Source organism: Rhodoglobus sp. (assembly GCF_053580035.1).
Window position 1 is genome coordinate 1,492,593 of the sequence record NZ_JBMDVL010000001.1, and the last position, 12,915, is coordinate 1,505,507.

Here is a 12,915-nt window from a genome sequence, read left to right on the forward strand (position 1 = left end):
TCGGGTGCCCCCCAAAAGGGGGTCACGTTTTCAGACCTGCCGACGGGCGCGCAGAAGCTCCGTCGCTAACGGCGGAGCTTGCGAGCAAGCTACCGTTCGATCAATTCCGCGGCATCGCCTTGAAATACCAGCGGAGACACATCAACGGAGTAGTCAACCAAGATTGTGATGTTGTCGCGCTCTTCGGGTGGGACAGTGAACACATAGACGCCATCCACCGCAGAATTTGCGGAGACCGATTCCGGAAGTGGTACACCTCCTGGTTCGCGAAGCTCCTGCGCGGGGGTGCGGTCGGCGCCGAAATAACAGCTCACAACCGCGGTGCGCAGTGTCGCGGCATCCGACGATGTATTCGTGATCGTGACAGTCACCCGCAGCGATGGCCCCGCAACTTCGCCGGGACCCCGCGCTGTTCCGTCGACCTCTTCGACCTTGCTGATCTGAGCGGTAAGACCAGTCGTGATCACACCGGGTTTGTCGATAGCGATCGGAGCAACGTCAGGCACTACCGGGCCGTCAGTGGGCGCCGGCGACGACGAAGCGGTCGGCGATTCAACCCCGGCCCCAGAGGTTGGCGACGAAGTGGGCAGCGTTCCCACTACAGACTTCGGTGCGAACTGAAGAAACAACACCACGCCAAGCGCCACCACAATGGCGACCACTATCGACGCCGCAAGAATTCGCGCAGAACGTGTGCCAAGCCACGCCGGAGCGGCCCCAGCTTCGTAGGGCTCGACCTCGCCACGGGGATGCTTCGACTGTGTCATGGCAGCTCCGTGACTTCGGGAATGTACGGGGTTGGAACATACACCCGCAGCACCATTGACATAACCCCCAGTTCTGGGGAGTAATGCTCATTGACGTGCGGCGTACACTTTCGAGTCCAGACAGTGGGGGGTCTGTTCGAAATTCTTGAGGCACTGCCAGGAGGATGGACAGTTGAAAAACCACATTTCCGCCAACGCCCGCCTTCCGAACGCCCGCCAGCCTACTGTGCGTATCTTGGGAACCCACGGAATCCCCGCCGCCTACGGTGGTTTCGAAACTGCCGCAGAGAACGTTGCCCTCTTTCTTCGTGACCGCGGGTGGCGCGCTATCGTCTACTGCCAAGTGCCAGGCACCGGTCCAACAACGTACGACACATGGAATGGCATCGAGCGGGTGATGATCCCCCAGCATCGAGAAGGTTGGCTGGGAACCGCCAGTTTCGACCTCGCCTCCATCCGCCATGCATCACGGTTTCGGGATGTCTGCCTGACGTTCGGCTACAACACCGCCGTCTTCAACATCATCCAACGCATCAAACGCATCCCCAACGTCATCAACATGGATGGCATCGAGTGGTCGAGGGCCCGCTGGGGCAAAGGCCGCCAAGCCATTCTGTGGATCAACGAGCGGATCGCCTGCTGGGTGGGCAATCGACTCATTGCCGATCATCCGGTGATCGAAACCTATCTCGCTACCCGTGCGCGCCGCTCCAAGTTGGTCACGATCACGTATGGCGCTCATGCGGTTGAGCAGGCAGATACGCTCCCCGTGACGACTCGCGGCCTCACTCCGGGGAACTATCTCACGCTCATCTGTCGCCCGATTCCAGAGAATTCGATTCTCGAACTGGTGACCGCATTCTCCCGCGAAAAGCGGGGTCATCAACTCGCGGTCTTTGGAACCTACGACGACAGTGACCCCTACACCCGCGCCGTTCGAGAGGCAGCGAGTGACGAGGTGCTGTTCGTCGGCCCCATCTACGAACCGGATGAGGTAGCGGCTCTACGATTCCACTCCCTCGGATACCTGCATGGGCATACCGTTGGCGGCACCAATCCTTCCCTCGTCGAAGCAATGGCGGCAGGTAATGCGGTCATTGCCCACGACAATCCCTACAACCGCTGGGTGGCGGGTGATGGAGCGTTCTACTTCACCGGGGTGGATGACGCTGCCGATCACATGTCGACTTTGCTCGGTTCGCCCGACCAGCGTCGCGCTCTCGCGGCGGCAAGCCGCAGCCGACATCTGACGGAGTTCACCTGGGAGCACGTCGCCGGGCAGTACGAAGATTTGTTGGCACTCTATGTCGACATGCACGAACCCCAGCAAGCTCAGGAGGAGTCCGCATGATTCGTGTTGGCGTGGTCGGTTTAGGAAAAATGGGGCTCTCCCATCTCTCAATGATTCGAGCCCATCCCGAAGTCTCTGTTGATGCCGTTGTCGATTCGGCTGGCTACATTCTTGGCGTGCTCTCGAAGTACACGGGACTGAATACGTTCACTGACTTCGACAAAATGCTCGACAGCGTTCAGTTGGATGCGGTGCTCATAGCGACTCCCACCCGTTTTCACGCCGCGATGGTTCGCACCGCGCTCGAACACGGACTTCACGTCTTTTGCGAGAAGCCACTCACCCTCACTTCGGCCGAGTCTTCAGAGTTGGCCGAGCTGGCGGCATCCCGTGGTCTCGTCACTCAGGTGGGATATCACAATCGATTCGTCGCAACCTTTCGTGAGGCGAAGCGCCTGATCGACGCTAGAGCCATCGGCCGCATTACCCATGTTCAAGCCGAATCGTATGGCCCTGTCGTATTGAAGGCGAAGGGATCAACGTGGCGGAGCAAGCGCACAGAGGGAGGTGGGTGCTTGTATGACTACGCCGCGCATCCACTCGACCTCGCCACGTGGTTTGTCGGCGACGCAACCGGAGTGGGCGGCACAATTTTGGGCAGCATCTTCTCGGAGAATACTGAAGACGAGGTATACAGCACGATTTACTTTGCGGACGGCGTGAGCGGCCAACTGTCCGTCAACTGGTCCGACGAGTCGTACCGCAAGATGACAACCCGCATGAGCATCTCCGGCACCCAGGGCAAGATCATTGCCGACCGCCAAGAGATTCAGGTGTACTTGCGCAGCACCGCCCCCGAAACAGCGGGCTACCAACAGGGCTGGAACATCAAGTCCACGACCGAACTCACCGACGAAGTGTGGTTCTACTTGCGCGGCGAAGAATACAGCGCCCAACTCGATCACTTTGTGCAGCGAACTCACGACCCCGACCTCCCCTCAACGAACGATTTCACGAGTGCTGCGGTCACTGACCGAATCATCGAACTACTCACTCAGGATGCCGCAGCCGGTCCAGCTGCAACCTCCGTGCCGAGTGCGTCACCGTCTGTGGCGTCGGTCCCGACCCGACGTCGCAGCTTCCTGGGGAGACGATCATGACCACAACAACAGACCGGGCCTCGGCATTCGCATCGCCACCGGCGAAACTCGACCGCGTGCTTTTTGGTGACAATCAGTTCTTTGGCATCAACCATCGGTCAGAAGAAAAAGCACGTGAGCAGGCGATGCGGTTCCACAGCATTGACGCAATCATGGATGTTGTCGACAATGCCTACGACAGCGGCATCCGCACCCTCATGTGCACCACTCACGACCGCATCTCCGAAGTTGTCGACCGCGTTCGATCGCAGCCCGAAAAATATGACGGCTTTTCGTTCTTCCCCTGCATGCCCTACGCCCACAAGTACGCCGACGCCGTCACCGAGAACGGCATCCTCGGAGCCCTCGGCAAATTCTTGCCAGACGAAGGATTGCTGAATGCCATGATGCGCGGCGGGCGCTCGCTCGCGAAGAAAGACATTGAGGGCATCATCACACTGTTGGTCGATGCTGAGATGGCCGGCTTCGCTGGTGCCAATACTCCCGTGATCTGGCTGCAGAATGTGGTCGTCGATCTACTCCTCGGCCTTGGCTTCACCGATGCTTTTGCGATCTTCGCCAACCATGTGCGCTCACGCTACGGAGCCGAACCCGGGTTCATCACGATGAACCTGCCCATGCTCCTCGACCACCTCGATAGCGCCGGGATCGACAACCCGTTGGTGTGCTCGAACATCAACAAGATCGGCTTCCGCATGTCTGGCGGAACCGAGGCCTATCAGGATGCGTTGGCCAAGCGCCCATTCAGAGCGGTCGCGATGTCAGTATTTGCGTCTGGCGCGATTGCCCCCCGCGAAGCCCTCGAGTGGGTTTTTGCCCAGCCCGGGATTGAATCGATCGTTTTTGGAGCCTCCAGCCGCGGACACATCGAGAGCACTATGGCGCTCGTTCACGAGTTCGAGCAACGCCCCAGCTAGGAAGCGTCAATTGTGCGCAGTTCGCGCCACCAGCGCGCGAGTACCGCGATGAGAATCACAGCGTTGGCGGCGAACAGCAGCCCGTACACGACAACAAAACCGCTCAGCCACCCGAACACCACAAACGACAGGCAGAGCACCGCATAGTCCGTCGGAATCGCAACGATGGTCTGCAACCAGCCTCCGCCGCCACTCGGCTTCGCATACGCCTCCCCGCGCTCGGACGACGCAATCCGGCGTAATTGGTCAGTGAGAATCATCGCGAAAAAGAACACCGACGACACCACAATGAAACCGAGGGGGATCAGCAGCACGGCATCCGGCAGCTCGTCACCGAAGCGATAAAACGAAATGAGGATGACGCCGTGAAAAATTACAATCTTGAACGCATCAACAACGTGATCAAGCCATTCACCAGATTTGGTTCCGCCCCCACGCAGCCTGGCAAGCTGTCCATCGGCCGAGTCGAGGGCGTACCCGAGCAGCAGAAGGACGGCAACGAGAATACCGAGCCACCACGCCGGCTGAACGGTGGAAACAAGAACCAGCGCCACAAGCGTCGACGTCGCACTCGCCATGGTGACCTGATTGGGGGTTCTGCCCATCAGGAATGCTCCGGCAGCGAGCAAACGGCCAAGGCGGCGATTTATCCAGCGCGAGTACGGCGGCGCTCCCCGCCCTGATTTTTGGGCGGACGCAAGCTGCCGGACAATGGCACGGTATCCCAGTGGTGCTGCTGGGCTTTCCCCTGTAGCGGTCATGTTTCACCATAGCGCGACGCCCCTCGACTGGTCGAGAGTTATGCCCCGGTGGGCATGACACCCGCGGGGCTAGCATGGGGGCATGCGCGTTCTCTTCGACGGCTTCTGGTGGGCGCGAGGCCCTGCCTCGAATCGCCAGGTTCTGCGCGAATTCATCTGGGCCTGGGAACGCGAATTTCCTGAAGACGAGATCACCGTCGCCGTTCGCCGGGCATCCATTCAGGTCGCCACCTCAGAGCTGCCTAGTCGGGTCGCCGTAGTCGGCACGCGAGTGAAACCACAGGGCGTGAGCGCGATTCTTGAATTGCCATTTGTCGCGAAACGGCTGCACGCCGATGTGACCATCACGCACAACTTCACGCCAGCGTTTGGGCCTACAGCGGTGTTCATCCACGACTACATGTTTCTGACCTCGCCGGAGTGGTTCACTCTCACCGAGCGCCTCTACTTCAGCCTGATGCCGCTGACGGCGCACCGGGCCACGTGGCTCTTCACGTCATCACGAAACGAAGCCGAGCGCATTGGTCGACTGAGCCGTGGCCGCACTGTCGTTCCGGTGGGTCTTGCTGTGGGGCGAGGCTTAGCGGATGCTGTTCCCCGCAAGCCTCAAGGCCTCGACGGATTCACCGGAGATTTTTTGCTCTGCGTAGGCAGACTCAACGCTCGCAAGAATCTCGCCAACACCATCCAAGCGGCGCTTTCGTCAGGGCGGGCAACTCCAGATTCGCCTCTCGTGATCGTTGGCGAGCCTCAAGGGCGCACTGCTGAGCTTCCTGGCGATATTACTGAGGCCGTCGAACGTGGGGCGGTTCGATTTCTTGGTTTCATCGACGATGACGAACTCGCGTGGCTGTATGGCAACACGGCGCTGCTCCTGTTTGTGACCCGAGACGAAGGGTTCGGCCTTCCCGCCCTCGAAGCGCGCCACTTTGGCGCACCGGTAGTGGTGAGCGATATCCCTGTGTTCCGCGAGATTTTGGGAGCGAATGCTAGCTATGTGGATCCGGATAATGTTCCCGCTTTTGCTGAGGCGATCCGCTCTGCCCCCGCTCGAGCTGCAGTCACGGCGCCAGGCGATCTCGGTTACTCGTGGGAGGCCTCCGTTCACTCACTGCGCGCAACAATTCTGGCCGGCACCACCGGTAACTGACTCCGGAGGTTAGCCCGCCGCTGATGGCGCAGCTCGCTTCGCAATGCTGGCGAACTTGGCGCCCGATACCAGCGAGCAGGATCGCAGGGCACCGCGGCCTCCCGAGATGGCCGCCGGTTCCATTACGACCCTTCTGCTCAACGTGGCAGCGTTCGCGTGCACGAAAGTCCCACCTCTCGTGGCACACATCAGCGACGGGTGTTTACCCTCACATACCTCCCGACGGCAACTGTGAGGGCGCTTGGGGCGGAGAGGGGGTGCACTGGTGGTAATTGTCTGGGCCGTTCATCGCGGTCGCGCGAACGTCCCCTGGTGCGCGCATCATTAGTACGCACCGACAGGATGGATGAGTACCTTGAACGTGCGCCACATTATGACGAGGTCACCGACGACCGACCAGTTCTCGACGTAGTAGAGGTCAAGGCGCATGCTGTCTTCCCAATTCAGGTCCGACCGTCCATTGATTTGCCACATCCCGGTAAGCCCAGGCTTGATGTACATGCGCCGGTTGACCTTCCCTTTATACGCACGCACTTCGTTGGGCAGCGGCGGACGTGGGCCGACGAGGCTCATGTCGCCTTTCAGCACGTTCCAGATTTGTGGCAGTTCATCAAGCGAATACTTTCGGATGAATCGACCGATTTTGGTAACTCGCGGATCGTTCTTCATTTTGAAGAGCACCCCCGAACCCTCGTTCTTCTGAGTGAGCTCAGCCAACTTCTCGGAGGCATCCGTGACCATCGAACGAAACTTGAACATACGGAACATTTCAAGGTTGCGCCCCACCCGCACTTGGCTGAAGAGAGCGCCCCCTGGACTGTCCAAACGGATCAGCACAGTTAAGAGGAGAAAGAGCGGCGAAAGAATGGCAAGTGCGAGGGCAGAGACAACGATGTCGAGGCCACGCTTGACGACGTGCTTTCCCCCTTCGAACTGGGGAATTTCAACGTGGATAAGAGGAAGGCCTTCAACGGGCCGAAAGTGGATGCGCGGCCCTGCCACATTCGCTAGGCGTGAAGCCAGTATCAGCTCGGCGGCCGTACCCTCGAGTTGCCACGCAAGGTTGCGGATGAAGTCATTTCCGCAGCCATGATCACCAGCAACGATCACAGCGTCAGCGCCAAGCTCGGCGGCGGTCGCAGCGACCCGTTCTGGACCGAATTCATACCTCGTGGAGGATTCAGATTTCGGCGAGTCTTGAGAATCCGGTTCCGTCAAGACTCCAACAACGGCGAATGCCGCACTCAGGTTGCCTTTGATTCGCGATACGACGTAGTCGACTTCGCTGCTCGTACCGACAACGACGGCCCGTGAAAGTGCGCGGCCGAGGCGCCGTTGCCTAGTGAGCCAGCGTCGCCAGGACCACCGACTGGCGAGAAGAACGATGACTCCGATCGCCATCGCCAGCACTGCGCCTTTGCCGGGGAAGCCGGCTTCGACAATCAGAAGCGTGATGGATAACAGCCCAAACATGGTCATGCTGGCGGTGATGAGGCTCTTGTACTCGTTGGCGCCGGCACCGATTACTCGCCGATCTCGAGTGTGGAAAATCTGGAGCAACGCGAGCCAAATCATCGCGACACCAGCTAGGCCAAGCCACATGAGGGGGTTCACGCTGACGAGAAAGACGGGGATGCTGGTCGATTCTGCTCTGGTCGAGAGCGCCGCGATCATCGCGAAACAAATGATTACGGCATCCGTAATCAGTAGTTTCGTCTCGTACGTGCGAGCCCAGGCCAAGCCTGACTCTGGATGCCGCGTGGTTGTTGATAGCGGATGGAATTCGGTGGCATCTACCAACCGGAGGTGGCCGCGCTCTCGCTCGGGAGCGGGCTGGGCAGGTAATTTTCTGAGTTCACTCATTTCTCAGCTCTCGGGGAGAAATGAGTGAACTCAGGCAGCGGGTAAGGCTCGGGTTCTTGTTGGGGGCGGGTGATTTTGGGGATGGGTAAAACGGCTCTTGCATCGGGATCACGACATTTCGGGTGTCGGTTTTTTGCGCACTAGAACTTGCGCCCGTCGGGGGACGGGCGTTGGGGGAGGCGCGCTGGTTGGCACGCGCTGCGGGGCGGGTAGGTGGTGCTTGCTCTTGCGGGTACTGACCCCCAATAAGGGGGTAGTGAGTGAAGCTACTCCCGTTGCCCCGATGGGGCATACCCCCCTTTAGGGGGACACGCGGCGTGTCGAATAGATGACAATGACATATGTGGGTATAAAAATGCGAACATCATCTGCCGCGACGGGCAGGCCCGACCTCAGAAATGAGCGGGTGTGTAGCTGCGAATTCTTCACAGTTCTGGACCGAGTATTGGGGCCACGATGGAGGTCCTTAGCTTCCATTTTTCCTGCAAGTCCGCGGATGTTGAGTGCTTCGCGGTCAACTACACGATCATGACGCCCACTACGGCCGCGCCGCAGCTAGCACCGGATACCCGACACTCGGCGCGTGCTCCTTAGCGCGGGCCAGCCGAGCCAGCAGCAACCCCAGGATGAGTTCGCCCCCATGCTTCACGGATCACGAATCCGACTGGACCTCGTCCAAGTGGTCTACGAATTCACCAGCGGTAACGTAACCGCACGACGGCGCCCTTCCGTCCACACGGGCACCGGGACGGTCGTGGTCACGGTCGTGGTGTAGTTTTCGAAGAGAACTCAGCTATCACCCCACGAAAGGTTTCCGGTCCACTATGAGTGATGTCAACATCCGACCGTTCCGGATTGTTGCGTGGTGGGCAAAGTTGGCGTTCTACTGCACCTATCTCATTAGCGGGAGACTTCTGTTCTTCGTTCTCGATTCCGCGGGGGCACCACCTGCTGCTTCCCTCGTGTGTGGGGTGGCATTCAGCTCGTTGGCATTTGTCGTGGGGGTGCGAACTTTTCGCGGCGCAGCCGAGCCACTTGCGGCGCCTCGCCCCTGGTGGCGAGCGACCGCCCGCCCTCCAGCCGGGTTCATTCTCGGCATGCTGACGACAATCCTCGCCCTGAACGAAGTATGGCTTCTCGTCGTCGAGACCCCTCACGGACCGTTCGCGCTAGCAGCGAGCATCATTTCCCTACTTCAAACGCTTCTCGTGACTGGCTACTTCTTCAACTCATCAGTGCGACTGCTCGCCCTGCCGCTCGAGCCCAAGCCTGCGCCCTCGGGTCTTGTGCAGCCGTCACTCACCCTCCGCGACCGACGCTCTCCACCCAGATAGAGGTACAAGCGCCCACTAAAACTCATTTTCTCTAGCAGGTTGCCTCCCCCAACCGATAGCGTCGATTTATCCTGTGCTGCGCAGGAATCGCGAGGGGGCTGAAGGGTACGTGAAGGATCTGCAGCCGCGTGAGCAGTGGTTCAAAGACCAGCGACTCTCAGTGGAGTTGGTTTGCTCAAGCACCCCGCTTCCAGAATCACTACTGCCAGTAAGCCTGCTCACAGAAGAGGTGTTGAGCGTTGGCTACCGAGTCGGATTGCTTTCGGTTTCTGATGCGGTGCGGATAACGCTCCAACGGTTCGAAGACGGAATGACACTGACACCGCGGGAGGAGCGCATCGCGTTCAGCTTCCGTGAGGAAGAACGCGAGATCGGAGTGGAGCTACTTAGCGTGAGTTTGCGCGCCTTCCCCGAGGCAGCACGAGTCTGTCGCTTCCTCACCGTGAGTCTCTATCGCGCGGCGTGGGATGAGCTGGATGACCCACAGGAGTCACTTCAGTCCTTCTTAATTACCTGGCAAGACGGTACTGCGGAGTTTGGGGAGTATTGCAGCCCAGAACCCCGACTCAGCGACCTCGTCCATTTCGATCGCACACAGCGCCGCGCGCTGGCGAGCCTCGGTCGCGCGCTGGACTTTGAGAAGTCTGAGTTGCTGCAGCCACAGAAGGAGACGTCGTAATGGGTGCAACGCTCCCGATCGTTCTGGATGAGAACGGTGATCTTTCGATGTTCCTCACCATCGAAGCTGCCTGTCTTGCCGTTGAAGCGGTCGACGTTGTTAACGAAGAGTACGAGGGGTTCGATGCACTCGGCCGCAGGCTGATCATCTCGGTTCACGGAGAACGCGTCTCTATCGATGTGAACGTCAACGGTGAGCCGGAACCCGCCGAGTTTGCACAACGACTGCGCAACTACTTAACCAACGACGGGGTGAGGCAAAGCGGGATAGAAATTTCGGCCGATGCAACACTGCCAGAACTCGTGCACGCCCTAATGAGGTACCAGTATGGCGTCGGCGGTCCGGCGGGCTACGGCACACTGAACCTGCGCGGGTTGCGGACTCGCGTCGGGTGGGAGATTCATCGTGGGCTGAACGTTTTTCGCATTTCAGCGACGTGGATTCCATGGAACCGCCATCGGGGTCGCGGTCGAATCGAGTTGGTCCGTGGACCGGAGGAGCTGAAGTGACCGCGAACATTGCCGCACTCGTTGCCGAGAAGGTGGCCGAGCGGATCGCAGCCCACTTTCCGGCGATTCAGGTCGTCGTGCATCCGCAATTCCTCAACACATTTACGGCGACAGTTGACTTCACTCCACCCACGCCCGGGGCTGTCGACATCTCTGTGACCGTGGTTTCTGACGGCGGCTACGTTCTTGAGGCCGGCCCCGATCTCGTCTTCGAGAGCAACACCGAACCCGGCGACATCGACGCCCAGGTAGCCGAGATTGCGGAGCAGATTGAAGCCTTCGGGCAGTGCGGAGTGGTGAAACTCCAGACGCGCCCCTTTCTCGGTTTCCTCTCCCCCACGCTGCTTGGAGCGCCCGGCGCCGACCCCGAGCTCGACAAGTGGATGGCGCGCCGCACCTCCCGTGTGATCCGCACGTGGAAAGCGTGGGTGTGATGCCTCTCGAACAAAGAATGACGCTCGTGCCGGGATCAAGCGCACGGCGCCTGCATCACCTCGCCGGTCAATTCATTGGCCTGTGCGTCATACTCGAGATCGTGGGGATCACTCTGGTTATCGTCGGCACGCAAGGCATTCCCGTCGCGTATCCGGCCGGGGTCACGCTCTCGCTAGCGAGCGGGCTCGCCCTCGGGTGGATTCGGTTCTTCGGCTACAACCGAGTCGAGACTCGCGAGCAGCGTGAAGCTGCTGCGGGCTACAACACGATCAGCAGCCGACGGTACGAACTCCCACTCGTGCACGATGTCACCGGCGTGATCCTGCGGCTTCCCCGCAACTACGACGCGACAGCCACACCCGCCCAGTAGCTGCCATCGGGGAACGAGAACTCGGCGACCGACGACTCGTGCATCTGCGCCGAGTAGCCCGGTGCCATCGGCACCCGGTAGGCGCCGTTCTCGACGATGCAGGGGTCAACGAAGTGTTCGTGCAGGTGGTCGACGAACTCGGTTACCCGGTTCTCGAGAGTGCCCGACACAGCGACGTAGTCGAATATCGAGAGGTGCTGCACGAGCTCGCAGAGGCCAACGCCACCAGCGTGCGGGCAGACCGGAACGCCAAACTTCTTGGCCATCAGGTACACGGCAATGATCTCGTTCGGGCCGGCGAGGCGGGCCGAGTCGAGCTGGCAGAAGTCGATGGCTTCGGCCTGGAACATCTGCTTGAAGAGCACACGGTTCATACCGTGCTCTCCCGTCGCAACACCAATGGGCGCAACGGCCTTGCGGATAGCAGCGTGACCGAGCACGTCATCCGGACTCGTCGGCTCCTCAACCCACAACGGGTCGAACTGCGCGAGCGCCTTTACCCAATCAATAGCCTCATTGACGTCCCAGACTTGGTTCGCATCGATCATGAGCTTCGCGTCGGCACCGATGACTTCGCGGGCAATACCGCAGCGCCGGATGTCATCGTCAAGATTCGCACCGACCTTCAGCTTGATGTGGCGGTAGCCGGCATCCACAGCCTCCTGGCAGAGTCGGCGAAGCTTCTCGTCGGAGTAGCCCAACCAGCCAGCACTCGTGGTGTAGCAGGGGTAGCCCGACTCGGTGAGTTCGGCAATGCGCTGCTCCTTGGTGGGAGCAAGTTCGCTCAGCATCGCGATCGCTTCGTCTTTGGTGAGAGCGTCGGTGAGGTACTGGAAGTCTGCGGTGTCGACAAGCTGCTTAGGAGTCATGTCGGCGAGCAACCGCCACAAGGGCTTACCCGCGCGGCGAGCAGCAAGATCCCACACGGCATTCATCACGGCGGCCATCGCCAAGTGCTCGACACCCTTCTCTGGCCCAAGCCAACGCAATTGCGAATCAGACTTCAGTTCGCGGTAGATGCCACCAAGGTCGCCGACGATCTCGTCAACATCCCGACCAACGAGCGGTGCAGCTCGCTGTTCAGCAGTGAGCGCACAGATGTCATTGCCTCGGCCAATGGTGAAGGTGAAGCCGTAGCCCGCGACGCCCTTTTCGTCAGTGCGGAGTACAACATAGGCGGCCGAGTAGTCGCCATCCTTGTTCATCGCGTCAGAGCCGGCGGCGGTGAGCGACGTCGGAAAACGCACGTCGTAGACGTCAACGCTGGTGATAGTAGTCATGCTGAAGAGTTCTCCTTGCTCAGAACAGAAATACAGAAATGGGGCGCTGGTAGTGCGCGGGCTTTGCTCGTCTAACTAGTCACTGTGGAAGACCTCGGGCAGCTCTTTCCACCACTCACCGTCGGCACGATCATCCAGTGGTCGTTGCAGTGGTTCTTGAAGTGCCCACCACCGCTTGGTTTCGGGATCTGCGGCGATAGCGGCCTGATCAGCTTCGTAGTCGTCACCCGTGTACTCGAAGTACGAGAACAGCAGGTCGCCGTGACGATAGATCGAATAGTTGTGGATGTTGCTGGCCGCTAACCGTTCGAGAATCGTTGGCCACACGGCGGCATGGTATCGCTCGTACTCTTCGCGGTTCTCGGGTGGGAGGCCGATGACCTGGGCTACTCGTTTCAT

General features: G+C 59.8%; 14 protein-coding genes. 9 read left to right on the forward strand and 5 right to left on the reverse strand.

The genetic code is table 11. The features are described 5' to 3' along the window. Window positions 1-89: 89 nt before the first annotated feature. Complete coding sequence (locus ACOH1Z_RS07280; RefSeq protein WP_449647780.1) at window positions 90-767, reverse strand: hypothetical protein; 678 nt, start codon at window positions 765-767, stop codon at window positions 90-92. Window positions 768-939: 172 nt separating this feature from the next. Between ACOH1Z_RS07280 and ACOH1Z_RS07285 the strand changes: the two genes are divergently transcribed. From ACOH1Z_RS07285 to ACOH1Z_RS07295, 3 genes are read left to right on the forward strand one after another with little or no spacing between them, the layout of a single operon-like run. Continuing rightward, window positions 940-2,118 (forward strand): DUF1972 domain-containing protein, encoded by a 1,179-nt coding sequence (locus ACOH1Z_RS07285; protein ID WP_449647781.1) that lies wholly within the window; start codon window positions 940-942, stop codon window positions 2,116-2,118. Further along, window positions 2,115-3,218 (forward strand): Gfo/Idh/MocA family protein, encoded by a 1,104-nt coding sequence (locus ACOH1Z_RS07290; protein ID WP_449647782.1) that lies wholly within the window; start codon window positions 2,115-2,117, stop codon window positions 3,216-3,218. Before ACOH1Z_RS07285 ends, ACOH1Z_RS07290 begins: the two co-directional genes overlap by 4 nt. After that, the gene (locus ACOH1Z_RS07295; protein WP_449647783.1) at window positions 3,215-4,135 is read left to right on the forward strand and encodes a hypothetical protein; all 921 of its coding nucleotides are present in this window, start codon (window positions 3,215-3,217) and stop codon (window positions 4,133-4,135) included. The genes ACOH1Z_RS07290 and ACOH1Z_RS07295 overlap by 4 nt, the downstream gene beginning before the upstream one ends. Here the strand turns inward: ACOH1Z_RS07295 and ACOH1Z_RS07300 are convergent. After that, a complete protein-coding gene (locus ACOH1Z_RS07300; protein WP_449647784.1) occupies window positions 4,132-4,896 on the reverse strand; it encodes a CDP-alcohol phosphatidyltransferase family protein in 765 nt (254 codons plus the stop codon). The genes ACOH1Z_RS07295 and ACOH1Z_RS07300 overlap by 4 nt on opposite strands. A gap of 82 nt (window positions 4,897-4,978) precedes the next feature. On the opposite strand from ACOH1Z_RS07300, the gene ACOH1Z_RS07305 reads away from it, so the two are divergent. Next, window positions 4,979-6,046, forward strand: a complete 1,068-nt coding sequence (locus ACOH1Z_RS07305) for a glycosyltransferase family 4 protein (RefSeq protein ID WP_449647785.1) — start codon at window positions 4,979-4,981, stop codon at window positions 6,044-6,046. A gap of 324 nt (window positions 6,047-6,370) precedes the next feature. Here the strand turns inward: ACOH1Z_RS07305 and ACOH1Z_RS07310 are convergent, their stop codons facing one another. Beyond that, the gene (locus tag ACOH1Z_RS07310; protein ID WP_449647786.1) at window positions 6,371-7,909 is read right to left on the reverse strand and encodes a sugar transferase; all 1,539 of its coding nucleotides are present in this window, start codon (window positions 7,907-7,909) and stop codon (window positions 6,371-6,373) included. Window positions 7,910-8,733: 824 nt separating this feature from the next. Between ACOH1Z_RS07310 and ACOH1Z_RS07315 the strand changes: the two genes are divergently transcribed. From ACOH1Z_RS07315 to ACOH1Z_RS07335, 5 genes are all read left to right on the forward strand, one after another. Then, a complete protein-coding gene (locus ACOH1Z_RS07315) occupies window positions 8,734-9,243 on the forward strand; it encodes a hypothetical protein (protein ID WP_449647787.1) in 510 nt (169 codons plus the stop codon). Between the two features lie 109 nt (window positions 9,244-9,352). Beyond that, window positions 9,353-9,922 (forward strand): hypothetical protein, encoded by a 570-nt coding sequence (locus tag ACOH1Z_RS07320; protein ID WP_449647788.1) that lies wholly within the window; start codon window positions 9,353-9,355, stop codon window positions 9,920-9,922. Continuing rightward, entirely contained in the window at window positions 9,922-10,431 is a 510-nt protein-coding gene (locus ACOH1Z_RS07325) for a hypothetical protein (protein ID WP_449647789.1), read from the forward strand. The genes ACOH1Z_RS07320 and ACOH1Z_RS07325 overlap by 1 nt, the downstream gene beginning before the upstream one ends. Further along, window positions 10,428-10,865: a hypothetical protein gene (locus ACOH1Z_RS07330; protein WP_449647790.1), complete on the forward strand. Its 438-nt coding sequence runs from the start codon at window positions 10,428-10,430 to the stop codon at window positions 10,863-10,865. The genes ACOH1Z_RS07325 and ACOH1Z_RS07330 overlap by 4 nt, the downstream gene beginning before the upstream one ends. Beyond that, the gene (locus ACOH1Z_RS07335; RefSeq protein WP_449647791.1) at window positions 10,865-11,236 is read left to right on the forward strand and encodes a hypothetical protein; all 372 of its coding nucleotides are present in this window, start codon (window positions 10,865-10,867) and stop codon (window positions 11,234-11,236) included. The genes ACOH1Z_RS07330 and ACOH1Z_RS07335 overlap by 1 nt, the downstream gene beginning before the upstream one ends. Here the strand turns inward: ACOH1Z_RS07335 and ACOH1Z_RS07340 are convergent. Then, window positions 11,206-12,516 carry an L-fuconate dehydratase gene (locus ACOH1Z_RS07340; RefSeq protein ID WP_449647792.1) on the reverse strand — a complete coding sequence of 437 codons (1,311 nt, stop codon included), beginning with the start codon at window positions 12,514-12,516 and terminating at the stop codon, window positions 11,206-11,208. The genes ACOH1Z_RS07335 and ACOH1Z_RS07340 overlap by 31 nt on opposite strands. Before the next feature lie 75 nt (window positions 12,517-12,591). After that, window positions 12,592-12,915, reverse strand: a complete 324-nt coding sequence (locus tag ACOH1Z_RS07345) for an L-rhamnose mutarotase (protein ID WP_449647793.1) — start codon at window positions 12,913-12,915, stop codon at window positions 12,592-12,594.